The sequence below is a fragment of the Cedecea sp. B1(4) genome (genome assembly GCF_059414925.1).
Genome location: NZ_JCAHMZ010000011.1, coordinates 19,185 through 42,585, shown reverse-complemented (window position 1 = coordinate 42,585; position 23,401 = coordinate 19,185). Strand labels below are relative to the sequence as shown.

Annotated in this window: 19 protein-coding genes and 5 tRNA genes; 5 read left to right on the top strand and 19 right to left on the bottom strand. The window is 52.4% G+C overall.

Annotated elements, in window-relative coordinates; genetic code table 11:
- Positions 1-23: 23 nt before the first annotated feature.
- Complete coding sequence (lptM, locus tag ACR6JA_RS20025) at positions 24-230, bottom strand: LPS translocon maturation chaperone LptM (RefSeq protein ID WP_008455520.1); 207 nt, start codon at positions 228-230, stop codon at positions 24-26.
- A gap of 284 nt (positions 231-514) precedes the next feature.
- Between lptM and cyaY the strand changes: the two genes are divergently transcribed.
- Complete coding sequence (gene cyaY / locus ACR6JA_RS20020; protein ID WP_008455522.1) at positions 515-835, top strand: iron donor protein CyaY; 321 nt, start codon at positions 515-517, stop codon at positions 833-835.
- On the opposite strand, the gene cyaA is transcribed toward cyaY, so the two are convergent.
- Positions 836-3,385: a class I adenylate cyclase gene (gene cyaA, locus ACR6JA_RS20015; protein WP_494494330.1), complete on the bottom strand. Its 2,550-nt coding sequence runs from the start codon at positions 3,383-3,385 to the stop codon at positions 836-838.
- Between the two features lie 287 nt (positions 3,386-3,672).
- Here cyaA and hemC point away from each other — a divergent pair, with 287 nt between their 5' ends.
- The 4 genes from hemC to hemY are packed head-to-tail and all read left to right on the top strand — an operon-like array spanning position 3,673 to position 7,759.
- Positions 3,673-4,614, top strand: coding sequence for a hydroxymethylbilane synthase (gene hemC, locus ACR6JA_RS20010; protein ID WP_494494329.1), 942 nt, complete (start codon positions 3,673-3,675; stop codon positions 4,612-4,614).
- Complete coding sequence (hemD, locus tag ACR6JA_RS20005) at positions 4,611-5,357, top strand: uroporphyrinogen-III synthase (protein WP_166995868.1); 747 nt, start codon at positions 4,611-4,613, stop codon at positions 5,355-5,357. Before hemC ends, hemD begins: the two co-directional genes overlap by 4 nt.
- Positions 5,358-5,375: 18 nt before the next feature.
- Positions 5,376-6,560 carry a uroporphyrinogen-III C-methyltransferase gene (hemX, locus tag ACR6JA_RS20000; RefSeq protein ID WP_213716361.1) on the top strand — a complete coding sequence of 395 codons (1,185 nt, stop codon included), beginning with the start codon at positions 5,376-5,378 and terminating at the stop codon, positions 6,558-6,560.
- Between the two features lie 2 nt (positions 6,561-6,562).
- A complete protein-coding gene (hemY, locus tag ACR6JA_RS19995; RefSeq protein ID WP_166879538.1) occupies positions 6,563-7,759 on the top strand; it encodes a protoheme IX biogenesis protein HemY in 1,197 nt (398 codons plus the stop codon).
- Between the two features lie 699 nt (positions 7,760-8,458).
- Here the strand turns inward: hemY and ACR6JA_RS19990 are convergent.
- The 17 genes from ACR6JA_RS19990 to rho all read right to left on the bottom strand — a co-directional run bounded on the left by ACR6JA_RS19990 (position 8,459) and on the right by rho (position 23,188).
- A tRNA-Pro gene (locus ACR6JA_RS19990) sits at positions 8,459-8,535 on the bottom strand.
- Between the two features lie 95 nt (positions 8,536-8,630).
- Positions 8,631-8,707, bottom strand: a tRNA-Pro gene (locus ACR6JA_RS19985).
- Between the two features lie 33 nt (positions 8,708-8,740).
- Positions 8,741-8,827: transfer RNA gene (locus tag ACR6JA_RS19980), tRNA-Leu, on the bottom strand.
- A 15-nt stretch (positions 8,828-8,842) separates the two neighbouring features.
- A tRNA-His gene (locus ACR6JA_RS19975) sits at positions 8,843-8,918 on the bottom strand.
- A 60-nt stretch (positions 8,919-8,978) separates the two neighbouring features.
- Positions 8,979-9,055, bottom strand: a tRNA-Arg gene (locus ACR6JA_RS19970).
- A gap of 114 nt (positions 9,056-9,169) precedes the next feature.
- On the bottom strand, positions 9,170-10,555 hold the full coding sequence (thrP, locus tag ACR6JA_RS19965; RefSeq protein WP_494494328.1) for a bifunctional threonine/serine APC transporter ThrP: 1,386 nt from the start codon (positions 10,553-10,555) through the stop codon (positions 9,170-9,172).
- A gap of 256 nt (positions 10,556-10,811) precedes the next feature.
- Positions 10,812-11,552: a lipopolysaccharide N-acetylmannosaminouronosyltransferase gene (gene wecG, locus ACR6JA_RS19960; RefSeq protein WP_213716362.1), complete on the bottom strand. Its 741-nt coding sequence runs from the start codon at positions 11,550-11,552 to the stop codon at positions 10,812-10,814.
- An 11-nt stretch (positions 11,553-11,563) separates the two neighbouring features.
- Positions 11,564-12,919 (bottom strand): ECA oligosaccharide polymerase, encoded by a 1,356-nt coding sequence (wzyE, locus tag ACR6JA_RS19955; RefSeq protein ID WP_213716363.1) that lies wholly within the window; start codon positions 12,917-12,919, stop codon positions 11,564-11,566.
- Positions 12,916-13,995: a TDP-N-acetylfucosamine:lipid II N-acetylfucosaminyltransferase gene (locus ACR6JA_RS19950; protein ID WP_494494327.1), complete on the bottom strand. Its 1,080-nt coding sequence runs from the start codon at positions 13,993-13,995 to the stop codon at positions 12,916-12,918. Before ACR6JA_RS19950 ends, wzyE begins: the two co-directional genes overlap by 4 nt.
- Entirely contained in the window at positions 13,992-15,242 is a 1,251-nt protein-coding gene (gene wzxE, locus ACR6JA_RS19945) for a lipid III flippase WzxE (protein ID WP_213716365.1), read from the bottom strand. The genes ACR6JA_RS19950 and wzxE overlap by 4 nt, the downstream gene beginning before the upstream one ends.
- Before the next feature lies 1 nt (position 15,243).
- Positions 15,244-16,374: a dTDP-4-amino-4,6-dideoxygalactose transaminase gene (rffA, locus tag ACR6JA_RS19940; RefSeq protein ID WP_494494326.1), complete on the bottom strand. Its 1,131-nt coding sequence runs from the start codon at positions 16,372-16,374 to the stop codon at positions 15,244-15,246.
- 4 nt (positions 16,375-16,378) lie between these two features.
- The gene (gene rffC, locus ACR6JA_RS19935; RefSeq protein WP_213716366.1) at positions 16,379-17,056 is read right to left on the bottom strand and encodes a dTDP-4-amino-4,6-dideoxy-D-galactose acyltransferase; all 678 of its coding nucleotides are present in this window, start codon (positions 17,054-17,056) and stop codon (positions 16,379-16,381) included.
- 6 nt (positions 17,057-17,062) lie between these two features.
- Positions 17,063-18,325: a UDP-N-acetyl-D-mannosamine dehydrogenase gene (gene wecC / locus ACR6JA_RS19930; RefSeq protein WP_494494325.1), complete on the bottom strand. Its 1,263-nt coding sequence runs from the start codon at positions 18,323-18,325 to the stop codon at positions 17,063-17,065.
- Complete coding sequence (wecB, locus tag ACR6JA_RS19925; RefSeq protein WP_494494338.1) at positions 18,322-19,452, bottom strand: non-hydrolyzing UDP-N-acetylglucosamine 2-epimerase; 1,131 nt, start codon at positions 19,450-19,452, stop codon at positions 18,322-18,324. The genes wecC and wecB overlap by 4 nt, the downstream gene beginning before the upstream one ends.
- Positions 19,453-19,514: 62 nt before the next feature.
- A complete protein-coding gene (gene wzzE, locus ACR6JA_RS19920) occupies positions 19,515-20,561 on the bottom strand; it encodes an ECA polysaccharide chain length modulation protein (RefSeq protein WP_494494324.1) in 1,047 nt (348 codons plus the stop codon).
- A gap of 22 nt (positions 20,562-20,583) precedes the next feature.
- Entirely contained in the window at positions 20,584-21,675 is a 1,092-nt protein-coding gene (wecA, locus tag ACR6JA_RS19915; protein ID WP_213716369.1) for a UDP-N-acetylglucosamine--undecaprenyl-phosphate N-acetylglucosaminephosphotransferase, read from the bottom strand.
- Between the two features lie 253 nt (positions 21,676-21,928).
- Entirely contained in the window at positions 21,929-23,188 is a 1,260-nt protein-coding gene (rho, locus tag ACR6JA_RS19910) for a transcription termination factor Rho (protein WP_008455558.1), read from the bottom strand.
- Between the last annotated feature and the right edge of the window lie 213 nt (positions 23,189-23,401).

Genomic DNA, 23,401 nt, shown 5'->3' with positions numbered 1-23,401 from the left:
CGCGGTTACAAAGCACGATTTAGCTAGTAAACAACCTGAGTCGGCGCATCATCAATGCCGCGACTGTTGCGGACGGGTGCCGTCTGGACAGGTTGTTCTGGGGTTGCGCTATGCGTTGTCGGCGTCGCTTTTTTATCAGCCGGAGGGAAATAAAGAGGCCCCTTCAGGCCGCAGCCGGTGAGGCTGACGAGCGTCAGTGCCAAAGCTAGAGGGCAGAAAATCTTCTTCATTATCGGGTAGCCTGTGATTCACTATTCTGCCGTCTATCATCGCAGGTGAACCCTGAAAAGCAATACTCTTCATCACCCAGACCGCTGAAAATCACCTGGCAGCAAATCGGGCAAGAAAATAATCGCTGCTACCTGGCCCCTTCTCATCGCTGACGCAGGTTGTCTTTCAAAAGGTGGCACAGTTGAAACGGATGAGTATTACGGCCCTGAATGATCCCTGAGCCACAGTTTCTTATTACCGGCGATGCTCTTATACTGCCCTGAAATCCCAACAGGAAGCAGACATGAACGACAGCGAATTTCACCTTTTAGCCGATAACCTGTGGCGCACGATTGAAGAGCGCCTGGACGACTGGGACGGCGATAGCGATATTGATTGTGAGATTAACGGCGGCGTGCTGACCATCAGCTTTGAAAACGGCAGCAAAATCATTATCAACCGCCAGGAGCCTTTACATCAGGTGTGGCTGGCCACCAAAAGCGGCGGCTACCATTTCAACCTGAAAGGTGACGAATGGATATGCGACCGTAGCGGCGCAGAGTTTTGGCAGTTGCTGGAAGAAGCCAGCACGCAGCAGGCGGGTGAAGCGGTTAGCTTCCGCTGATTACTGCTGGTACTGCTGCAGTAGCGGCGCTGAGTTGTCGTCCTGATTAACCGGCGCGGCTGTTGTGATTGACTGGGTGCGGAACGGAATGACCTGCACCCGCCCATCCGTTTTCACAATCTGATAGAACTGCGGCAGGTTGAAGTTGATGAAGCTTGAGCCGTAGGTAAAACGATCGTGGGACGAGGAGTAGAAGCGGCTCACGTCGCGCACCAGCTCTTCTTTGCTGCCTTCGCAATGATGATAAACTTCCGCCCGGTTGCTTTCATCCAGGATATAGATGTTGAAGCCCTGGTCTTCACTGGCTTCTTCAAAGAAGAACTGAATAATCCCTTCACTGGCAAAGCCATCCACCACCGCCGGCAACTGTACCTGGTTAGTACCAACCTGTACCGACAGGCCATGCAGCTTGTTGTGCGAGATGGCACCATAAAACTCAACGGCGTTTTCCAGTTTTTGTACCGAGACATTCAAACGCTCGAAGAACAGGCCCCATGTCTGCCCGGAGACGCGCAGCGCTTTAAAGCGGCCCGGCTCCTGGCGCGTGCTGGAAAGGCGGAATTCGATGCATTCAGACACCAACTGCTGTACGCGAGTGCGGATCAGGCCACGCAGATGCTGGCTGTAGCAGAAGACCTCCACGCTATCCGGCGGTGCGGCGTCCTGGTGCATTTTCCCAAGAATGGTTTTCAATGCCTCGATCATCGCCTGCTCGCCGTTAAAGTGCAGGGTACGCACTTCGTTCCACGAGTTGCGATACAGCAGGTCAACGCTGCCAATCAGGCACTGCTGCTGCTCGCCGAAGCTGAACACATCCAGCTTACGGAAATCAAAATGCACAACCTGATTGCGGAAGGCGGCCGTCGGGTCGTATTCAAGGTTGACGATAATCGCCAGATGGCGAATCTCGCACGGGCTATACAACGCTTTTGGCGTCGGTGCCGGGAGCCGCAGCGGGAAGTGGTGGGAGACATCCGCCACCATCTCCTGCAGCTTCGGTAAATCACAAATACCGTTGCCCTTAATAAACAGGCGGGTACGCGAGGTCAGCAGGCCGTTAAAGTAGGCCCACGCCACCAGCTTATTAAGATAACGGTTATATTCCAGCGGTTGATGGCTGACGATAGAGTCCATGTTCGGCGCGCGGTTGTAGAGATACCAGCCAGAGCGGTTCGCACGGCCAAGCGGCACATGGATAAAGGTCAGGTTTGGTTCAGACAGATCTGGGGAAATTTGCGGGTTTACCAGCGTGACTTTGCCCGGCAGCGCTTCAAACGCAGCGTACAGCTTACGCGTTAACACGCCGATGTCCTGCGGACTGGCAGACACACTCAGATTGTTGCGACGCGCAAAGCGGATGAGATTGCGGTAGCTTTGCATCATCGCGTCGAGCAGTTCGTTGTGCGCCTCGCGGACCTGGTCGATTTTCCAGTTTGCACGGTTGTCCAGCATCGCCAGACGCGTTTCGTCCCAGCCCCAGCTCTTCACCAGTTGACTAAGGACTTCGCGGCGCCAGCCAACACAGGCACGCTCACGTGAAAGTTTTTCGCAAACTTTCAGATAGAAACAGCGGCGAACCAAGTCCAGACGCGCATGATCTTCGATTTGCGTCAGGTACTCGGTGACGCGTTCCAGCATCATGCAGTACGGATCGAGGCCAAAGGAGACAATTTCACCGTCGTGCAGGCGCTGTTTAATGTCTTTTGCCAGCAGGCGCGTGTTCGGATATTCCCAGGAATACGCCTCCAGCAGCAGCGTTTTCAGCACGGCTTTATACGGCGAGTCGATGCTTTTATAGAGCTGCCACAGGCTGGCACCAAAGTACTCTTCAGCAGACAGTGAACTTAAACCACCGAGATCTAGCCACTCGTTCGGCGTCAGGACACCCTGCGCATAGAGGCTCATCACGTAATCGTCGTAATGTTCTTCTTCATCGCCCGGCACCATGTTCCACAGAATGCGCTTCCCGGCCAGACGTACCGCAGTACGGTAAAATTCGTCCAGCAGCAAGATGTGCTGAGTAGAACCGCAGTCTTCGCCGCCCAGGCTGCCGCTTTCGTTGTGGCGGAAGCGGTTTTCATCAATCAGGAAGAAACTGACCTCAACGCCAAGGGAGGCCGCCCAGCTTTCCAGCAGGCTACATTTGCGCTGCAGCAGTTGGCGCTCGTCGTTATCGAGCCAGGCCTGGTGGCAAACCCAGATATCAAGGTCAGAAGAGCAGCTCTGCCCCACGGAGGAGGTGCTGCCCATAGAATAGAGGCCGGTGATCGGCAGTTCGCCCGCTGGCGTCTCCTGAGGCGGCATACCGCGCTGCAGTTCGAGTTCGTCCAGGTAGTGGCGTTGGGTTTCATCAGGCGTGTAGAGGCAAATGCCGCGGGGAACGTTACCGTCAAGGTAACCCGGCATCAGCGGGTGATGATAATGTAATAACGTTGGCAGTAGACTGTAGACCTGTTGGAAGGCAGGCCCCATAGCAGCAAGCGCACGATCTACGCGCAGTTGGTTGATGGCATCCAGTCTCTGTTTAAGTGTCTCAATATAGAGGTACAAGACATATCGCCTGATGGTTTCAGTATTACGAAAAAACCCGTTTCCTGGTTGTTGTCCCCATTATTATAAACGATCGGGACAGCAATTGCTGGAAACGTGATCAATTTAACACCTTGCCTGTTGACCGTAAAGAAAGATGCGCTACCAAAGTGGTAGATGCCCTGGCCACAGGCTGTTTCTTCCATAATACGAATCACGTCCCTCTGTTGCCGGAAAAACCGCCGAACCTGACAGCCTTCCGCTAAGAGTGGTAGGATGGTCGGTGGACGATAATTACGGTAACAAGCATGTTAGACAATATACTCAGAATTGCCACTCGCCAAAGTCCCCTTGCACTCTGGCAAGCACATTATGTTAAGCAACATCTTGAAGCTTTTCACCCGCAGCTCACCGTTGAGCTGGTGCCAATGGTCACTCGTGGCGACGTCCTGCTGGATACACCGCTTGCCAAAGTCGGCGGCAAAGGGCTGTTCGTTAAAGAGCTGGAGCTGGCAATGCTGGACGGGCGCGCGGACATCGCCGTCCATTCCCTGAAAGATGTGCCAGTGGAATTCCCTGAAGGTCTGGGGCTGGTCACCATCTGCGAGCGCGACGATCCCCGCGACGCTTTTGTTTCCAATCATTATCAAACGCTGGATGAGTTGCCTGCCGGCAGCATTGTGGGCACCTCAAGCCTGCGCCGTCAGTGTCAGATAGCCGAGCAGCGCCCAGATTTGGTTATTCGTTCCCTGCGCGGCAATCTTGGCACCCGCCTTGGTAAACTGGATAAAGGCGAATACGATGCCATTATTCTTGCCGTTGCCGGGCTAAACCGCCTTGAGATGCAGGATCGCATTCGCTACGCCTTACCGCCGGAAGTGTCTTTACCCGCGGTCGGCCAGGGCGCCGTCGGCATCGAATGTCGCCTGGACGATGAGCGAACCAGAGCGCTGCTGGCACCGCTGAATCACTACGAAACCGCCGTTCGCGTTAGCGCCGAACGTGCGATGAATATGCGCCTTGAAGGTGGCTGTCAGGTGCCGATCGGCAGCTATGCCGAGCTGAAAGATAACGAGCTTTGGCTGCGCGCATTAGTTGGCGCGCCGGACGGTTCCATTATGGTTCGTGGTGAACGTCGAGGTAAGCCGGAAGATGCCGTGGCCATGGGTGTTTCACTGGCTGAAGAGCTGTTGAATAACGGCGCAAGGGAAATCCTCGCCGACGTTTATGATGGAGACGCTCCCGCATGACGATCCTCGTCACCCGCCCCTCCCCAGCCGGGGAAGAGTTAGTGAGCCGACTGCGCACACTCGGGCAGGTGGCTTACAGCTTCCCGCTTATTGAGTTCTCGCCAGGCCGGCAACTATCGCTGCTTCCGGCCCAGCTTGCGGCGCTCGCACCAGGCGATCTGGTCTTTGTCCTCTCACAACACGTCATTGACTATGCCGCCCCACTTTTGCGTCGTAACGGCATCCCGTGGCCGGGTAATTTAAGCTGGTTCGCCATCGGCAGAACGACCGCGCTGGCTTTCCATACCGTCAGCCATATTCCTATTCGTTACCCACAAGATCGGGAAACCAGCGAAATCTTGCTACAATTACCGGAATTACAAAATGTTGCTGGTAAGCGCGCATTGATTTTACGTGGTAATGGCGGGCGTGAACTGTTGGGCGAAACGCTGGAAGCGCGAGGTGCGGAAGTTAGCTTCTGCGAATGCTATCAGCGAAGCGCTATTATTTACGATGGAACAGAAGAAGCCCACCGTTGGCACGCCCGGGGGATCTCAACGCTGGTCGTGACCAGCGGCGAAATGCTACAGCAGCTTTATACGCTTACGCCTGACTGGTATCGCGAGAACTGGTTACTTCGCTGTGAGTTACTTGTTGTCAGCGAGCGTTTGGCAAGCCTTGCCAGGACATTGGGTTGGCAGAATATTCGGGTAGCCGCGAATGCGGACAATGACGCGCTGCTTCGTGCGTTACAACACACCTAACAATAACAGGACGCCACAATGACGGAACAAAATACTTCCTCCGCCATAGTTGAGGAAACCACACCCGCGGTGGAGACGCCATCACACGCCGAACCCGTAACGAAGAAAAATCGTTCCGGCATTGCCGGTATTGCGCTGGGGGCCATCGCGATTGCCATTGCCCTGGCATTAGGTGGCGGACTTTATAGCTATGGTAAGCATCAGGCGTCCACTCAGACGGCCACCAGCGATGCGCTGGCAAATCAGCTGATTGCCCTGCAAAAACAGCAAGAAGAACAAAAAAGTGAATTTGAAGCGGCGCTAAAACAGCAGACGACCGCACTTAGCGACGCCAACAAACAGCAGGCAGCGCTGACACGTCATCTGGACGAAGTGCAGCAAAAAGTCGCGACTATTTCCGGTAGCGATTCCAAAACCTGGCTGCTGGCACAGGCCGATTTCCTTGTGAAACTGGCCGGCCGCAAGCTGTGGAGCGATCAGGATGTCACCACGGCCGCTGCGCTATTGAAAAGCGCTGACGCCAGCCTGGCAGATATGAACGATCCAAGTTTGATCACCGCTCGCCGCGCACTGACCGACGATATTTCTACGCTGTCTACGGTAACACAGGTCGACTACGACGGGATTATCCTCAAGCTCAATCAGCTCTCTAACGGCCTGGATAATTTGCGTCTGGCCGACAACGACAGCGATGATTCCCCGATGGATTCTGACAGCAGCGAGCTGTCAGGTACGATTACCGAATGGCGCCAAAATCTGGTGAAAAGCTGGCACAGCTTTATGGATAGCTTTATTACTATCCGCCGCCGCGATGAAACCGCGGTTCCGCTCCTGGCGCCAAATCAGGATATCTACCTGCGCGAAAACATCCGCTCCCGCCTGCTAGTCGCCGCGCAGGCGGTGCCACGCCATCAGGAAGACACTTACAAGCAGGCGCTGGATAACGTTTCAACGTGGGTTCGCGCCTACTACGACACCAATGATTCCGCCACCAAAGCGTTCCTTGAAGAGCTTGATGGCCTGAGTCAGCAAAGTATTCATATGGATATTCCGCAAACGCTGCAAAGCCAGGCCCTGCTTGAAAAGCTGATGCAGACTCGGGTTCGCAATTTGCTTGCTCAGCCGGCAAGTCCTGCAGCCAATAATGCGCAGCCAGAAGCGGCTCCCGCTCAGCCGGCACCTGCCGTAAGTCAGGGGGAATAAGTATGATTAAAGTCTTATTGCTCTTCCTGCTGCTGATTGCGGGCATCGTGCTGGGCCCAATGCTGGCAGGCCATCAGGGCTATGTTTTAATCCAGACCGATAACTACAACATTGAAACCAGCGTGACCGGGTTAGTCATTATTTTGATCCTGACCATGCTGGTGTTGTTCGCCATCGAATGGGTATTGCGCCGCATTTTCCGCACCGGTGCCCGTACCCGTGGGTGGTTCCTGGGCCGCAAGCGCAGCCGCGCCCGCAAACAGACCAAAGCCGCATTGTTGAAACTGGCCGAAGGCGATTATCAGCAGGTTGAGAAGCTGATGAGTAAGAATGCCGATCACGCCGAACAGCCGGTGGTTAACTACTTGCTGGCTGCCGAAGCCGCCCAGCAACGCGGGGATGAAATTCGTGCGAACCAGCATTTAGAGCGCGCCGCCGAACTGGCGGATAACGATCAGCTTCCGGTCGAAATCACTCGCGTTCGCCTGCAGCTTGCCCGCAATGAAAACCACGCCGCACGCCACGGCATTGATAAGCTTCTGGAAATTGCGCCGCGCCATCCTGAAGTGCTTCGCCTGGCCGAGCAAGCTTACCTGCGAACCGGCGCATGGAGTTCCCTGCTGGATATTCTGCCGGCCATGGAAAAAGTGCAGATTGGGGATGAAGCTCACCGCGATGCGCTGCAACAGCAGGCGTGGATCGGCCTTATGGATCAGGCGATGGCCGGACAGGGTAACGAAGGCCTCAAAGCCTGGTGGCGTAATCAAAGCCGTAAAACGCGCCACCAGACCACGCTGCAGGTCGCCATGGCAGAGCATCTTATTGAGTGCGATGATCACGACGCCGCCCAGGAGATCATCCTTGACGGGCTGAAGCGCCAGTATGACGATCGTCTGGTATTGCTGATGCCGCGTCTGAAGTCAGGTAACCCAGAGCAGTTAGAGAAAGCATTGCGCCAGCAGATCAAAACGCAAGGCGATCGCCCTTTACTGCAGAGTACGCTTGGCCAGCTGCTGATGAAACACGGTGAATGGCAGCAGGCATGTGATGCATTCCGTGAGGCCATTAAACAGCGCCCGGATGCCTACGATTACGCCTGGCTGGCAGACTCTCTCGACAAATTACATAAGCCTGAAGAAGCCGCCCTCATGCGTCGTGACGGTCTGTTGCTCACGCTGCAAACTCCCTCTAACAGCTGATCATCAGGGCGGAGCTCTACCGCCCTTTTCTTTTTCCCACGCAAAAAAAAACACCTGCCAAAAGGCAGGTGTTAAAACAGGTCTGTTTGACAACTAAGTGGTGCTTCACTCAACGTTATGTCCAGGGTGTTCGATGAGACCCCATGGGGGCGACATCTGTCGGTGGACGATAAGCACCGTAATCGGCTCTGCGTCATTCCTTGGTTTATGAAGCCGAAGCAAACATAAGAAGTGGAATGAGCATCTACGCAGGTATTATTGCACAATACATGCCAGGTTTGCATTTAGAAACACACATCACGATTAAAATTAATATTTTCATTGAGTTAGCGTAAGGAAGTGCTCCACCTCAGCCTTCTCAGCTTACCTTCGTCAGAAGAAATAAAATGTCTCCTCCAGGAGACGGCTTATAGAGGTAAAAATTAAACTCAATAAAAACAAAATCTTAAATGTCTCCATTTGGCGACACTAAATGGCCTGATTGTCTCACCTGAGCGACAACATCAGAGCAACAGGTGCATAAAATGCCAGACAAAGGGCGCCACCAACGGTGATTAACGAGAGAGAATTAATTCCTTAAAGGGCGTTGCAGATGCATCGTTGTCTCGCTTAACCTGGCCCAAACCTCCTCCGGAGGTTTTCATCCTCTGTAAGCTTCATATGCAAAAAGGCCAGCTCGAAAGCTGGCCTTTTCTAAAGTGGTCGGCGAGAGAGGATTCGAACCTCCGACCCACTGGTCCCAAACCAGTTGCGCTACCAAGCTGCGCTACTCGCCGAAATACTGCTTTTACTGCTGCTTTCAACACATCAAAAGCTTATTAGGGCTCCGGGCTGAAAGCAAAAACCCTTCTTCAGAAGGGCTTTTAAAATTTGGTCGGCGAGAGAGGATTCGAACCTCCGACCCACTGGTCCCAAACCAGTTGCGCTACCAAGCTGCGCTACTCGCCGAAATACTGCTTTTATTGCTAATTAATTTAGGTGTGGTGCGAAGAGAGGGACTTGAACCCTCACGTCCGTAAGAACACTAACACCTGAAGCTAGCGCGTCTACCAATTCCGCCACCTTCGCATACATCTAAATTAATGGGGTGGCTAATGGGACTCGAACCCACGACAACTGGAATCACAATCCAGGGCTCTACCAACTGAGCTATAGCCACCACTGTAAAACTTTCACGCGGTACATGATACCACCGCAGCTCTAGCGCCATTATAATAAATGGTGCGCCCGACAGGATTCGAACCTGAGACCTCTGCCTCCGGAGGGCAGCGCTCTATCCAGCTGAGCTACGGGCGCGTAGCGCCGTTGCGGGGTCGGATAATACGGGCTTCGTGCTCAGCTGTCTAGTGCTTATTTCAATAAAATACTCGCAAAACTGCGCGTTTGGTTATGCTTTGTGCATCCTGATGCTTATCCGTTCAGTTTTTCACTAACGGCATGCTTATTCAGGCCAAACACCTTATAAACCAACGTCACCGCAGCAAGGAAAACAACGCCGACCGTGAGTGACATCCGCGTATCTTCATTCAAGCCCATCCCCACAAGCACACACGCCAGAAACGCCATGGTCAGGTAGTTAGCCCACGGGAATAAAATAGATCGGAACGGGTGGCTGGCAATGGCTTCCCGATGCGCCTTACGGAATCGAATCTGGCTAATCAGGATCACAAACCACGGCACCATGCCCGGTAATACGCTAGCGCTGTAGACATAAACGAAAACGCGCTGCGGATTTGGAATGATGTAATTCAGACAAGAACCGAGCAGCAGAATACCGATAGAAACAGCTACCCCAACGACAGGCACACCGCTGCGGGAAACCTTCGCCATTTTGGCCGGGAGCTGGCGGTTTTTCGCCAGGGCATATAGCATACGCCCACAGCTGTACATACCGCTGTTACAGCCAGACAATGCCGCCGTTAAAACAACAAAGTTAATAATCCCTGCCGCCGCGGTGATGCCTATTTTCGCAAAGGTCAGTACAAACGGGCTACCTGTAGTGCCGATTTGGTTCCATGGGAAAATAGTGACGATAACGAAAATCGCGCCCACATAGAAAATCAGAATACGCCACAGCACTTTCCCTACGGCACTGCGTAAGGTGACCTGCGGGTTCTTAGCTTCGCCGGCGGTAATACCAATTAACTCCACGCCCTGATAGGAAGCCACAACAATACACAACGCGGTCAGGAATCCTTTCCAGCCGCCAGCAAAGAAGCCGCCGTGCTCTGTAAGGTTGCGAAAGCCAGTCGCCTGACCATGATTTCCAAAACCGAAAAAGATAACGCCCAGGCCAACGACAATCATCACGATGATGGTTGTCACTTTAATCATTGCAAACCAGAACTCGATTTCCCCGTAAAGGCGCACTGCCGCAAGGTTTGCCAGCGCCACAAGCCCTACGGCAAAAATGGCGGGCAGCCACTGAGGAAGATCCGGGAACCAGTATTGGACGTAGACGCCAATCGCTGTAATTTCGGAGATGCCAACCGCCATCCACATAAACCAGTAAGACCAGGCCGTCAGATAGCCGAAAAAAGGGCTCATATAGCGGTGCGCATAGACGGCAAACGACCCGGCAACGGGTTCAAGGAACAACATTTCTCCCATTGAACGCATAATAAAGAACACGAACAGGCCCGCAATAATGTACGCCAGCAGTACCGACGGTCCGGCCCATTTGAGGGTACTGGCGGCGCCCATAAACAGGCCAACACCAATGGTCCCTCCCAGGGCGATAAGTTCGATGTGTCGAGCTTCCAGCCCGCGCTGCAGCTCTGCTTTTTTCTCTGCCATAAATCCTCTGTATTGTGTTTGCTTTACTCCGGTTTTTACCGGTTATTGTGTTTGGTTGTTGCCAGGGTCAATAACAGGCCATGCAGCGTCGGCAAGAGATTTGCTGGCGCAACATCACTACGGCACTGCATCGAGTGGGCGCAATGGTTCCGTATTTTTTACAAAATTACAAATAACTGCGTAACAAACTGGAATAAGTCTGGTTGAAAATCATGCAGGAAAAGCAAAACGCGCCCGGATGAGCGCGTTGAAAGGTTTAAAGCTTACCTGTCAAATGCCAGCGCTGATAGCGCAGCAGTCTGAGTTGTCTTTTGATTCTGGTTGGCTGTGATAACAACCGGTATAACCACTCCAGTCCGAATTTTTGCCAGACCTTAGGCGCCCGCTTTACTCGCCCGGTAAATACGTCATATGTTCCACCCACGCCCATATAAAGCGCATGGGGATAGACCTTCCGACACGCCTGCATCAGGATCTCCTGACGTGGCGAGCCCATCGCGACGGTAACAAGCTCAGCCCCACTGTCACGAATGCGCTCAAACAAGGCTGGCCGCTGCGCATCGGTAAAATAACCGTCCTGGCTACCGACAATATTGACCTGCCAAAGCTGCCGTAGCTTCGCTTCGGTCTGCGCAAGAACGTCGGGCTGGCCGCCCACCAAAAATACCGGGGTCCCTTCCTGACCCGCCCGCACCATCAAGGCTTCCCACAGATCGGCCCCCGCTACGCGATTAACCACAGCTTCAGGGTATTTTTTCCGGATGGAGCGAACGACGCTGATGCCGTCAGCGTATTTGTATTCCGCTGCCGCAATAAGGCCGCGAGTTTGCTCATCGTCTTCTGCCGTCAGCACTTTTTCAGCATTAATCGCCACTAACGTCCCCTGGCGCAATCGTCCCCCCGCATAGAGATAATCCAGCGCATGCTGCATATCTCGCCATCCCAACAGGTCAAGACCACGAAGAGTATAAAAAGGGGCTTCAGTAGAGTTGTTCATGAATATCCTTGTCATGCATTTTGCGCGTCGACTGCGGACACGCGGCGCAAGCGCTGATGAATAAGCCCCGCGCTTTCAAATAGCCAATAAAGTAATTTTGCCACGACCAGGCAGGCGCCAAAGATGACCAGGAAGAACACCACGCGTGAAACAAAAGAGTCCAGCCCCTCACGAGCCAGAACGATCATATTGAAAATCGCCCCGAAGCAGAACGCATAGATTATTGCCGCTTTATAGCGATTACTTTCTCTGTTCGCCAGCGCATACAGCCAGTCAAACCATTTGATAATCAAGCCGACGACAACCGCCCCGAGTGGGATAAACCACACGCCGCCCATCACCACCAGCGAGCCGATCAGCGTTGGGGAAATGGCCAGTCCCGAATGGTTGTTCAGTACCTGCCAGGTGAAATAGTTCGCGGTATTCAGCACCGTGCCAGGACGATCTGGCCAGACCCAACTGGGGATAAATACGTAGAAATCCCGAATAATAGGTGCGAGCCCCTGGAATTCAATCTTGTCGTAATTTTGCAGCAAGAGACCAAGATTCTCCCACGGAGAAAACGTATCTCGGGTCAAATAAAGGAAGGTATAAAACGCTTCGTCACCGCTGACGTTCAGGCCGTAGCGCTTAAGCGCCAACCAGAACATCCCGACGATCCCCAGCACACCCGCTGCCGCCAGCATCCAGAGAGAGATCCACCCGCGAATAATGCCGATAAACAAGAAGATGGCGAAGGCGATGATGATGTTGGCACGCGTCCCGCCGACAATCATGTACGTTAACAGGCCGAAACCCACAGTACTGACCAGGAAGAAGATCCAGGCCCGGCTGTCCTGACGCAGGAAGTACACCACCAGCATGGCTGGTATAAAGAAATAGAAGAAGCGCTTAAGCGCTACGCCTGATACTTCACTGGAGAAAATTTGGCTGTAAGAATGCAGCTTAAACAACAGGAAGCCGTTATGGGCAAAGAAGATCCCGACGCTGACCAGAGCCACTAACACCAGCATCAGCCACGTCAGGTGCGTCTCAACGCGATTCATGGTAAATAGCGGACGCCGCTCCATGTGCCCTGCCTTCGCCCTAAGCCGCGTTTTATAGGTCACATAGTAAATACCATAGAAACAGGCCGCCGCGAGCTGAGCCTGCAACAGCACGTCCGCGGGCACCACCGATACCCCAAAACGAAATACCAGGGTACAGGTAAACGGAAAGCCGAAGAAAAAGGTCAACAGGTAAAGCAGTGAAAAGAAGACGTTGAAGTTAAAGCGCACGCGGCGAAACTCTTGATACGTCAACAATCCGATAAACCCGACCGACAGGAACCAGACAACAAATAACCCGCCAAATTGCGTCAGACTCATTTTTGCTCTCCAGCCGCGGTACTAAGCGCACGATGCCACCCATCGATATAGTTCGGGTTAAAGAAAGCGATGCTGTGTTTATCCAGTAAGCGTAGCTGGCGCTGAGCTTCCCGCACAGTCGCCTCATCAAGGATATCTCCGGTAAAGAGCACCGGAATATGCTGCTCAACCATGTCTTGCCAGAAAGGATTTTTCCGGTTCAGCACGCAGGGGATCCCGGCCTGAATCAGTAAGCAAAGCGTGCCGATACCCTGCTGGCGTGCAAAGATAAAATAGCCGAGATCGCACTGGCGCAGCAGAGTGAGGTAATCATTGAATTCGATTTTTTCCGTCAGCACGTCGAGGTTTTGCGGGCTAAACAAACCGCTGCCAGCCTGCTTTACCTCTGCAATATAAGCTTCGTTATTTGCCGGGTATCCCATCGGCACAACAATGCGCACCGTGTCGCCAAATTGCTGATGAATAGCCTTCAGTGCATCAACATGCTGGTTACTGCGGTCACCAGAGTTGCCCACAAGTAACGTCAACTTCCCGCTGCGTTGCCGATCAACAGCCATTGTATTGAGGCCAGGATCCATACGCGTTGGGAAATACAGCAGCTCGCCAGGCACCTGTGGGTGCCGCTGGTGAAAATAGCTTAAATCCCCACGCGTGGCGTAAACGCACCCAACTCTCCCTTGGGCAAAACGGCGTAACTGGTAAAAAAGCCGAAATTTGATGCTGCGTGAAACCTCATAAAGATCGGCTCCCCAGATATGCCAGTTCACCTGCTCCGGCTTTAGTCCCCCGGTTAGCAAGGCAATCCAAAGGCTGCCGTTAAACTGCCCGTGAAAAAAGAAACGCTGCTGTCGGTTAGCTCGAGCTTTTGCCACAATTTCTGCGGCAATAGCCTGCTTTGAAGGGCATAGAGAGATCGACAGCGCCGGAAAAGCGGACAACAAAGAGGGATCCTCTGAAACCACGATGAATTCTCGTGCATGAGGCGTCGTGGCGGCCAGAACGTCGTTAAAAAAACGTAATACCGTCTGATTATGATGCGGGATATCAGATCCCAATACGTGAATCAGTGTTGTCATGCTCGTCTACGATAAATAAGAAATACGCCACAGCAGAGCGCAAAATAAACAATATAGGTCGCCATATAAGCCTGAGCCGCGCCCAGCGCACCATGAGCAGGTATTAACCAACGCGAAAAGCCGGTTAACAGAATAAACTGACTGATTTCAGTCAAAATATAAAAGCGCAATGACGCCTTCGCGATAACCAAATAGCCAAACACATAGGCGCCAACCTTCAGCACATCCCCCACCAGCTGCCAGGCAAACAAATCACGCATGGCGATAAATTTTGGCGAAAACAGTAGCCAGATGGCGAAATCACGCAGCAGCCAGACTGTCAGACTTGCGGTTGCCACGGCGGGCAGAACAAACTTTAGCGAGCGCACAATTTCACGCGTGATGGCGCTTTTTTCTTTCAGACGAGCAAGCGTTGGCAACAGGTAAACGCTAAAAGATGCCGTAATAAACTGCAGATAAGCATCTGAAATACTGCTTACCCCTTGCCAGATACCGACTTCGTCCCAACTGTAATGTTCCGCCAGCAGGTTTCGCATCATCACATAGGCCACGGGGAGCGTGACTGAGGTGATCAGCGCCATGAGCGTAAACTTACCAAGATGGCTGGCCAGCAGCTTATCCCAGCTCGGTCTCAAATAGCCCAGCGGAACATGTTCACGCCTGACCAGCATAAGCACCGCAGGAACGACGACCAGAGCGGGGACTAACGCGAGACCTAACAGCGCCCCCTGGTAACCGCCGAAGCGATAGCAAGCATAATAAGCCAACACGCCAACAACGCTGCCTGCAATTAACGCAAGTGCGTTACCCGCCGCATCACGAAACCCCTTCATAATGGCCAGCGACAGGTTTGCCCAGGCAATGCCCATCTGGACCAGTGCCACCAGACGCACCAAGTTCTGGTAGTCCGCATGACCAAACAATCCGAGGCTTATCGGTCCCGCGGCCAGAACGAAAATCACGGCCAGCAGCGACGAAAAACCCAACACCATCGCCGAGGAGGTGCCAAGTACCCGCTTTAACTGCTCCGGATTGTCGTGATGTTCAGCAACGTATTTGGTGACACCGTTAAAAATACCCGCACCAGCGAGCACGCCAAGCACGGTCACCATCTGACGAAAATTACCGGCCAACCCCACCCCAGAAGGGCCAAAGGCAACGGCCAGCATTTTGACCACCAGCAAACCGGCACCAATTTTTACCAGCGTGGACCCGGCGGTCCACAGTGACGCTTTAGCTAACGACATCTCAGGCGAAGTAACTTTGCAGCGTATTGATGATGGTGCGTTGGTTCACTGGCGGCAAGTTATAGAACAGCGGCAGGCGAAGCAAACGCTCACTTTCACGAGTGGTGAAGCGAGCTTCCCCGTGGAATCGACCAAATTTCTCACCGGCCGGGCAAGTATGCAGCGGTATGTAGTGGAACACCGCCAGGATCTCCGCTTCTTTCAGGTAGGAAATTAGCGCGCTGCGGTCTTCAATATCACGCAGCTTGATGTAGAACATATGGGCATTCTGCACGCAATTTTGAGGAATAGTCGGAAGTTCGATACGCCCGGCTTTTGCTAACGGCAAAAGAGCGTCGTGATAGGTTTGCCACAGCTTCAGACGCTGCTGGTTAATCTGTTCTGCCGCTTCAAGCTGCGCCCAAAGATAAGCCGCCTGCAGATCGGCCATTAGATAGCTTGAGCCAATATCACGCCAGGTGTATTTATCCACCTGACCGCGGAAGAACTGACTGCGGTTGGTGCCTTTCTCACGAATGATTTCTGCCCGCTCGATTAAAGCAGGGTCATTAATTAGCGTCGCGCCACCTTCACCACCCGCGGTATAGTTTTTCGTCTCATGAAAACTGAAACACCCGATGTGTCCAATTGCACCCAGCGCGCGGCCTTTATAAGTCGACATCACGCCCTGAGCGGCATCTTCCACCACAAACAGGTTATGTTTTTTGGCGATGATCATGATGGTATCCATTTCACAGGCCACTCCTGCGTAATGGACCGGCACGATGGCTCGTGTTTTTTCAGTAATTGCCGCTTCAATTTTTGTTTCGTCGATGTTCATGGTATCAGGGCGCACGTCCACAAAGACGATGACGGCCCCTCGAAGCACAAAGGCATTAGCCGTCGAAACAAAGGTATAGCTCGGCATGATCACTTCATCGCCAGGCTTGATATCCAGCAGGATAGCGGCCATCTCCAGCGAAGCTGTACAAGACGGCGTCAGCAGCACTTTCTTGCTGCCAAAACGTTGCTCCATCCATTGCTGGCAGCGGCGAGTAAATCCCCCGTCTCCGCACAGTTTGCCGCTGCCCATAGCAGCCTGCATGTATTCAAGTTCAGTACCAACGACCGGCGGAGCGTTAAATGGGATCATTTTTTCACCTGTATAACCAGAAGGCGGTGCTTTCTATGGTGGCACCGCTTTTAATATAGCGACGCAGCGCGGCGGTATTACTCACCTGAGTTGCCACCCGCAGGGTTTGCAAACCACGCTGACGACACCAGTCTTGCGCAGCAGCCATCAGTTCCTCGCCCAATCCTCGTCCAGCAAGCAGGCCAATTCTGGCCTCGACATCATTTAACTGCCGTAACGTCACAAAGCCTTGGGGCTCATCGCCGTTCTGCCGCAACAGGCACTGGTGATCGAACGTGCCAAGGACGGCGTTTTCAATCCATTGTGCATAGAAACGGCCGCTGTCCCCAGCCTTATACCAGGGCGTACGAAAGCGGCTTTGCGTGAATACCTGAGAAGCCGCCTGGCGAAGCGAAGGAATATCATTCGGCTGGGCGATATCGACGGGAATATTTGCATTTTGCGTGCCAACAGAAAGGACCAAATCCACTTCACCTTCGACAAGCTGGAAGCCAAGCTGCTGCAGACCATCCAGCCAGTCGGTACGATGAGAGGGAATTTTTGCCTGGACGCGCGACCAGGTATTTAACTGATCTTCCTGCAGCGCAGGAGCTTCCTCAGAGAAGCGAACCGCGCAGCTGTTTACGTTAAAGAAACGATTTTCCCAGTCCAGAGGAGCCAGGGTGCCGTGAATTGGGCTCATCGTCAGTTATCGCCAAACGCCTTTGGTGTCGACAATCCACGGCTGATGCACCTTATCAGCAGGAACAGCTTTAAATTCTTTATGATCAACCAGCATCACCAACACGTCAGCCTGTGCAAGCGCGACGTCTGCCGAAGTTAATTCACAGTGGCCGACAAGCTTCCCTGGTAACTCGTGGATATTGGGTTCCACCACCAGCGTTTTACCGCCGTGCCATTCGGCCAGCATCTCAGCAATTTCCATTGCCGGACTTTCACGTAAATCGTCAATGTTGGGTTTAAAAGCAAGCCCGAAGCAGGCAATGGTGAGTTCGCTGGCGCGGCGGCCTGTTTCAGCCAGGCAATCGGCTATCGCCGCTTTAACCTGATTAATGACCCAAAGCGGCTTGTTGTCATTCACTTCACGTGCGGTACGGATAAGACGAGCCTGCTCAGGGTTTTGCGAAACGATAAACCATGGATCGACCGCAATACAGTGCCCACCAACACCGGGCCCAGGTTGCAGCACATTCACACGAGGATGGCGATTGGCCAGACGGATAAGTTCCCAGACGTTAATCCCCTGATCGGCACAAATCAGCGAGAGTTCGTTAGCAAAAGCAATATTGACATCGCGGAAGCTGTTTTCCGTCAGTTTACACATTTCGGCTGTGCGAGAGTTGGTGATAATACATTCGCCTTTAAGGAAAATATTATACAACTCGCTTGCACGGGCAGAACATACTGGCGTCATACCGCCAACGACGCGATCGTTTTTGATAAGCTCAACCATCACCTGCCCCGGTAAAACGCGTTCCGGGCAATAGGCGATATTGATATCCGCAAGCTCCCCTACCTGTTGGGGGAAGCTCAAATCCGGACGCAGGGCAGCCAGCCATTCCGCCATTTGCTCCGTCGCGCCAACGGGAGAGGTTGATTCCAGCACGACAAGCACCCCTTTCTTAAGTACGGGTGCAATGGATTCTGCAGCCGATTTCACATAAATCATGTCGGGTTCATGATCGCCCTTAAAAGGAGTTGGCACAGCAATCAGATAAGCATCGGCCTCGACGGGCTGCACGGTAGCGCTCAGGTATCCACCCTCAACGGCAGATTTCACCACCTTGTCTAAATCAGGCTCAACGATGTGAATTTCACCTCGATTAATGGTGTCCACCGCCCGCTGGTTAATGTCCACGCCGATGACTTTTCGCTTGCTGGAGGCAAACGCGGCAGCGGTAGGCAGGCCTATGTAACCAAGGCCAATAACGGAGATGGTGGCAAAACTCATGATCTCACCTGATGTTGTTTTAAGGCATTCAAAATACGGCGGCAGGCTTCTCCATCCCCGTAAGGGTTATGGGCACGGCTCATCGCCTGGTATTCCTGCTCATCGCTGAGCAGTCGAGTGACCTCTGCCACAATTCGCTCTTCGTCAGTCCCCACCAGCCGCACAGTGCCGGCGGCAACAGCTTCAGGACGCTCAGTGGTTTCACGCATTACTAAAACAGGCTTCCCAAGAGATGGTGCCTCTTCCTGAATCCCGCCGGAATCGGTCAAAATAAGCCAGGCGCGATCCATGAGATAAACAAACGGCAGATACTCCTGAGGCTCAATCAAAACAACGTTATCAACGTGCCCCAAAATTCGTCTTACTGGCTCACTGACGTTTGGATTCATATGAACCGGATATACGATTTGCACATCGCTGTTTTGTGCGGCAATTTTTGCCAACGCGTGGCAGATACGCTTAAACCCTTCTCCGAAACTTTCCCGGCGGTGTCCGGTGACCAGAATCATTTTTTTTCCGGCATCGAGGAAGGGATGTTTCGCCTCTATTTCCTGGCGCACAGCTTCCTGAGTCAGGACGCGATTTCGCACTGAGAGCAAGGCATCAATAACGCTATTGCCAGTCACGAAGATTTTTTGTTCGCTGATATTTTCTTTCAGTAGGTTCTGACGCGAGTTTTCCGTCGGTGCAAAATGCCAGGAAGCAAGATGTCCAGTTAATGTACGGTTTGCCTCCTCCGGCCACGGGGAGTAAAGGTCGCCGGTACGTAACCCCGCCTCAACGTGTCCAACAGGGATCCGCTGGTAGAAGGCCGCAAGGCTTGCAGCAACGGTCGTGGTTGTATCGCCATGAACCAAAACAACATCCGGCTTAAAGGATTCCAAAATAGGCTTCAGCCCTTCCAGAATACGGCAGGTAATTTCCGTCAAGCCCTGCCCCGGTTTCATAATGTTTAAGTCATAGTCTGGCGTAATGGAAAAGAGGCGTAATACCTGATCCAACATCTCACGATGCTGTGCCGTTACACATACTTTCGCGTCAAAAAATGCGTCTTTTGCCAACGCATCCACCAACGGCGCCATTTTAATAGCTTCCGGGCGCGTGCCAAAAACGGTTAATACTTTCACGGTGATTCTCTTATGTTGAATAAAGTGGAGGCATTCCATCGCTCCTCCACAAGATAAAGGGCCTACGCGGTCTTTGGACGGCGAGCTAAAGCTACACCGGCACCAACCAGTGCCCCAACCGTACCCCACATAATCAGCAAGAATGCACGACGAGGGCTGTCACGCTTAACTGGCTCTTCTGGCGTGCGTAAATAGCGATAGTTTTGGAAACGAGTATCGACGGTTGGTCCGACATTCAGCGTGTTCAGCATCGCCCGGTTTTGATCGTAATCGATATCAAAATCAGGGCCCACGGCCTGAAGGCTTTCCAGGCGTGCCTGCAACATAGGGCGGCCCAGCATGAACATTTCTGAATCCGGAAGTTCTTCTGCGGGAACATTCGTTTCGCTGCGGGTGATATTTTGCTGTTGAGCGATTTTCAACGCCTGCTCAATGCTTTTTACTTTGCGATCGTAGATAGAGTGCGCGACAGCCTCCTGCCGTTTCACCTGCGCTTTCATCTGAACGGTACGCGCCGCCCAGGCCCCGGTCAACTCTTCGTTCAGGTGGCTAGCCGCGCGCTGGCTTGCAAAAGCAACGTATTGCCGTAAAAGATTGTTGGCATCTGCAGCGGTTTCAGCCACCAGTTTGACGCTGTCGTTAATATTGCGCGCGCTGTCGCCCGGGGTGTACTGAATGTTGTCGACAATCTCATCCAACAGCGCAGCATCAGCTTTACTGTTACCGACCTGACGCTGCTTGTAGTAATCCGTCTGTAGCCAGAAATCCCTACGGGTATCATATGCAGAAAGCTGCACAACGAATTCTTTATAGGCTTCGTCCATTACCGAAGGCTGATCCGCCGTCGCCATATTCGCTTTCACATCGAGGTTGCGCAGGAATTGCTGCTGAGAATAGTAGCCCCCAAGCATATTGACCGTTGGGCGATCTGTGATAGCCGTTGCACTCCACTCTTGTTTCGCTAAAAAGGTGTAAATCAGCGCAATAAGGGCAAACACAAAGGCAATTCCGATAATCCAGAATTTGCCCTGCCACAGTGTGCGAAACAAGCCACGAATATCCAGCTCGTTTTCCACAACCGGGTAATTATCAGGCACATGCTCTTTCATCGCTTCCCCAATCCAAGTCTGACTAAATGTTTACGTTGTTGTTTCTGCGAATGCGACGTTTATGGCGTCTGATGAAACGGGCCACTTTCCAGGCTCGTTTAATACAAAAATCGTATAGCACGAATGCTAGCAAGAACAATGCCAACATCAGCCACTCTGGAATAAAATGTAGATACTCTGCCGTAACACCAATGGCAGCAAGCAACGCTGCAGCAAGGGTGATCAGCACAAACGCTTGTCTCGAAGTAAACCCAGCCCGCATGATCAAATGATGAATATGCTGTCGATCTGCGGAGAAAGGACTCATGCCTTTGCGCAGCCGACGATACATAATAGCAATCATATCCATCAGCGGGATGGCGATGATCCATAACGCGGTCACCGGGCTGATGGGGTGTGTTTTACCCTGGGTCGTCTCCAACAGGATCCAGATAACCGTAAAACCGATTAACGTGCTGCCAGCGTCGCCCATGAAAACTTTATAGCGCCGCCCTAACAAACCAAGATTCAGAAGTATATAGGGCAAAATGGCAACGATCATCGCGAAACACCACATCGCAAGGCTGTGCTGACCATCCAAAAGAAGGATTATGCCCATGGCAGCAAAAGAAACCGAAGAGAGTCCCCCCAGCAAACCATCAATGCCGTCCACCATGTTGAATGCGTTGATCGCCGCCCAAACAGCAAACAGCGTCAGGAAGTAGCCAAATGGCCCCAGAACCAACTCCCATGAACCAAAAATGAAACCCAGGCTGCTAAGGTAAAGCTTGCCATAAGACATCATGATGATGGCAATCAGAGCTTGAACAAAAGCTCTTATCTTAACGCTGATATCGAAGCGATCGTCCAGCGCACCGACCAGGACCAACACGCCGGCGCAGGAAAGGTAAAGCCAAAGGTGTGGAATGTAATCATTACTAATTAAAAAGGTAAAACATATCCCTGCAAATACGGAAATACCGCCTACCAGTGGGATTGATCCCTGGTGACGTTTACGGAAATTAGGTTTATCAACCAACCCTATTTTGCGAGCAGCTTTTCGCGCACAAAAAAGAAATGCGGTGGTAAATAAAAAGACCAGGATTAAATCAGTTCCAGCGGTGAATAGATTCACAGTGAAAACTCTCGACGAAATAAAGGATCAGATTCATTAGCATCATAGTAGCTCTCTGCCAGACCGGTATGTGTCACGGTTTCTCCTTGAAATGACCGCACGTTATACGTGCAGGTTGATGCTTGATCCGAAAAAAACACACTATCTATGGTTAGATAAAGGCAAGCTATAGGAATTAGCTGCTATGCATATCGTATAGAGCAGAAACGAAAAACGCCACGACTAAGCGTGGCGTTCCCCGAGTTTTTGTTGCTTACGAGCGCTTCATCATGTCGAAGAAGTCATCGTTTGTTTTGGTCATCGCCAGCTTATTGATGAGGAATTCCATGGCATCAATTTCACCCATTGGATGAATGATTTTGCGGAGAATCCACATTTTCTGCAGCTCTTCCTGCGTGGTAAGCAGCTCTTCTTTACGCGTACCGGAACGGTTGTAATCGATAGCCGGGAAGACACGTTTTTCAGCGATCTTACGGGACAGATGCAGTTCCATGTTACCGGTGCCTTTGAACTCTTCGTAGATGACTTCATCCATTTTAGAGCCGGTATCGATAAGCGCGGTAGCGATAATAGTCAGGCTACCGCCCTCTTCCACATTACGTGCAGCACCGAAGAAGCGTTTTGGACGATGCAGGGCGTTCGCATCCACACCACCAGTCAGGACTTTACCCGATGCCGGAACAACGGTGTTGTAGGCACGAGCCAGACGAGTGATGGAATCGAGCAAAATGATAACGTCTTTCTTATGTTCAACCAGACGTTTCGCCTTCTCGATAACCATTTCAGCAACCTGAACGTGGCGAGAAGCCGGCTCATCAAAGGTAGAAGCAACAACTTCACCTTTTACCAGACGCTGCATCTCGGTTACTTCTTCTGGACGTTCGTCGATCAGCAGCACCATCAATACACAGTCTGGGTGGTTATAGGCAATGCTCTGCGCGATGTTCTGCAGCAGCATGGTTTTACCGGCTTTTGGCGGTGCCACGATCAGACCACGCTGGCCACGACCAATTGGTGATGCCAGATCCAGTACACGCGCGGTTAAGTCTTCGGTAGAACCGTTGCCACGCTCCATACGCAGACGAGAGTTTGCATGCAGAGGCGTTAAGTTTTCAAACAGGATCTTGCTACGGGCGTTTTCCGGCTTATCGTAGTTAACTTCGTTAACCTTCAGCAGCGCAAAGTAGCGTTCGCCTTCTTTTGGCGGACGAATCTTACCGGAGATGGTATCCCCTGTGCGGAGGTTGAAACGGCGGATTTGGCTGGGAGAAACGTAGATGTCGTCGGGACCGGCGAGGTAGGAGCTGTCTGCGGAACGGAGGAAACCAAATCCATCCTGCAGTATCTCCAGCACACCGTCACCAAAGATATCTTCGCCACTCTTAGCGTGTTGCTTCAGGATGGAGAAAATGATGTCCTGCTTGCGCATGCGGGCTTGGTTTTCCAGCCCCATATTTTCGCCGAGAGTAATCAGCTCAGAAACCGGCGTATTCTTTAATTCGGTAAGATTCATAATGGTGGGTTCTTAAACTCGGGGTAAATCTCGAACTTAGTTTCGTGAATGGTATGGCAGGGTCATCCATGCCTGTTTAATGGCTACCACACATGTCTGATCGCTGCCTGGTCATAGGAAAAACGCAGAACTGAAACGACGAGACGGAATGGGTGATAAGCCCGAATTCGGTTATGCGTCCGTTGTGATTGCTGTAAAAGAGAGTTGATTTGA

Excerpts from the sequence above, each read along its gene's own strand:
- wecG (WP_213716362.1), bottom strand. The coding sequence starts at position 11,552 with ATGAACAACTCTACTGAAGCCCCTTTTTATACTCTTCGTGGTCTTGAC.
- hemD (WP_166995868.1), top strand. The coding sequence starts at position 4,611 with ATGACGATCCTCGTCACCCGCCCCTCCCCAGCCGGGGAAGAGTTAGTG.
- lptM (WP_008455520.1), bottom strand. The coding sequence starts at position 230 with ATGAAGAAGATTTTCTGCCCTCTAGCTTTGGCACTGACGCTCGTCAGC.
- wecC (WP_494494325.1), bottom strand. The coding sequence starts at position 18,325 with ATGAGTTTTGCCACCATCTCCGTTATTGGCCTTGGTTACATAGGCCTG.
- wzyE (WP_213716363.1), bottom strand. The coding sequence starts at position 12,919 with ATGAGTCTGACGCAATTTGGCGGGTTATTTGTTGTCTGGTTCCTGTCG.
- hemY (WP_166879538.1), top strand. The coding sequence starts at position 6,563 with ATGATTAAAGTCTTATTGCTCTTCCTGCTGCTGATTGCGGGCATCGTG.
- cyaY (WP_008455522.1), top strand. The coding sequence starts at position 515 with ATGAACGACAGCGAATTTCACCTTTTAGCCGATAACCTGTGGCGCACG.
- wzxE (WP_213716365.1), bottom strand. The coding sequence starts at position 15,242 with ATGTCGTTAGCTAAAGCGTCACTGTGGACCGCCGGGTCCACGCTGGTA.
- rffA (WP_494494326.1), bottom strand. The coding sequence starts at position 16,374 with ATGATCCCATTTAACGCTCCGCCGGTCGTTGGTACTGAACTTGAATAC.
- ACR6JA_RS19950 (WP_494494327.1), bottom strand. The coding sequence starts at position 13,995 with ATGACAACACTGATTCACGTATTGGGATCTGATATCCCGCATCATAAT.
- hemC (WP_494494329.1), top strand. The coding sequence starts at position 3,673 with ATGTTAGACAATATACTCAGAATTGCCACTCGCCAAAGTCCCCTTGCA.
- rffC (WP_213716366.1), bottom strand. The coding sequence starts at position 17,056 with ATGAGCCCAATTCACGGCACCCTGGCTCCTCTGGACTGGGAAAATCGT.
- rho (WP_008455558.1), bottom strand. The coding sequence starts at position 23,188 with ATGAATCTTACCGAATTAAAGAATACGCCGGTTTCTGAGCTGATTACT.
- hemX (WP_213716361.1), top strand. The coding sequence starts at position 5,376 with ATGACGGAACAAAATACTTCCTCCGCCATAGTTGAGGAAACCACACCC.
- thrP (WP_494494328.1), bottom strand. The coding sequence starts at position 10,555 with ATGGCAGAGAAAAAAGCAGAGCTGCAGCGCGGGCTGGAAGCTCGACAC.
- wzzE (WP_494494324.1), bottom strand. The coding sequence starts at position 20,561 with ATGAAAGAGCATGTGCCTGATAATTACCCGGTTGTGGAAAACGAGCTG.